The organism is Neisseria sp. P0021.S006, from assembly GCF_051956895.1.
Genome location: NZ_JBQCWZ010000408.1, coordinates 1 through 1241 on the forward strand (window position 1 = coordinate 1; position 1241 = coordinate 1241).

Below are 1241 nucleotides of genomic sequence, written 5' to 3' on the forward strand. Positions count from 1 at the left end.
GTCTTAAAAGGCCGTCTGAAACCTTCTTTTTAAAAGGTTTCAGGAAAAGCGTTTATTCGCTATAATCACGCCGATTTATATGCAGGGTTGTCTGATTCTTTCAGACGGCCTTTTTATTTGATTTCTCACTGATTTAAAAAAACATGTCCGAAAACATTCCAGAAAATACACCCGAAAATACTGTTCCTGAAGAACACAAACGCAGCATCCGCAGTTTCGTCTTGCGTCAAGGCCATATGACCGCGGCCCAACAGCGCGCCATCGATACGATGTGGCCGCAATTTGGTGTGGACTTCCAAGAAGCTCCTTTGGATTTGAACCATGCATTTGGACGGGACAATCCTAAAGTTTTGGAAATCGGTTTCGGTATGGGCGTCGCGACAGTGGAAATCGCCAAACGTCTGCCCGATACCGACTTTTTAGCGATTGATGTTCACGGCCCGGGTGTCGGCAATATCTTGAAGCTGATTGAGGAAGAACACATTTCCAATATCCGCGTGATACGTCATGATGCAGTGGAAGTAGTGGAAAAGATGCTGGAAGACGGTTCTTTAGACGGCATTCATATTTTCTTCCCCGACCCTTGGCACAAAAAACGCCACAATAAACGCCGCTTGGTACAAGTGCCTTTTGTTGAAAAGCTGCTGCCCAAACTCAAAAGCGGCGGCTATGTCCATATGGCGACCGACTGGGAAGAATACGCCGTACAAATGCTGGAAGTTTTGAGCAGTTGCGACTCTTTGCAAAACACGGCTGCCGATTACGCCCCTACGCCCGATTATCGCCCTGAAACCAAATTTGAAGCCCGAGGCAAACGATTGGGTCATGGCGTTTGGGACTTGGTGTTCCGTAAGAAATAGCCGAACATAAAACACAAGGCCGTCTGAAAAATTTCAGACGGCCTTTTATCTTACTGATTAAGCTAAGAAAAGTTTATAAGCCGGATTATCGGTTTCTTCTTTATAAACATAACCCAAGCTCTCCAAGAAGTCGGTAAAGGCTTCATTGTCGCTTTCAGGTACATCGATACCGACCAAAATACGGCCATAGTCCGCACCATGATTGCGATAATGGAACAAGGTAATATTCCATTCGGCACGCATATGGTTCAAGAAGCTGGACAATGCGCCGGGACGCTCTGGGAATTCAAAGCTGACCAAGCGTTCGCTGGATACTTTTTCCGTACGTCCGCCGACCATGTAACGGATATGGATTTTGGCGATTTCGTCATTGGTCAGATC

Annotated in this window: 1 protein-coding gene and 1 pseudogene; one reads left to right on the plus strand and one right to left on the minus strand. The window is 46.3% G+C overall.

The window, feature by feature from the left end:
* The first annotated feature begins 143 nt into the window (after positions 1–143).
* A complete protein-coding gene (trmB, locus tag ACTHUM_RS14545; protein WP_107769357.1) occupies positions 144–860 on the plus strand; it encodes a tRNA (guanosine(46)-N7)-methyltransferase TrmB in 717 nt (238 codons plus the stop codon).
* A gap of 57 nt (positions 861–917) precedes the next feature.
* Here the strand turns inward: trmB and ACTHUM_RS14550 are convergent.
* Positions 918–1241 (minus strand): annotated as a pseudogene (locus ACTHUM_RS14550) (threonine ammonia-lyase, biosynthetic); the annotation flags it as partial.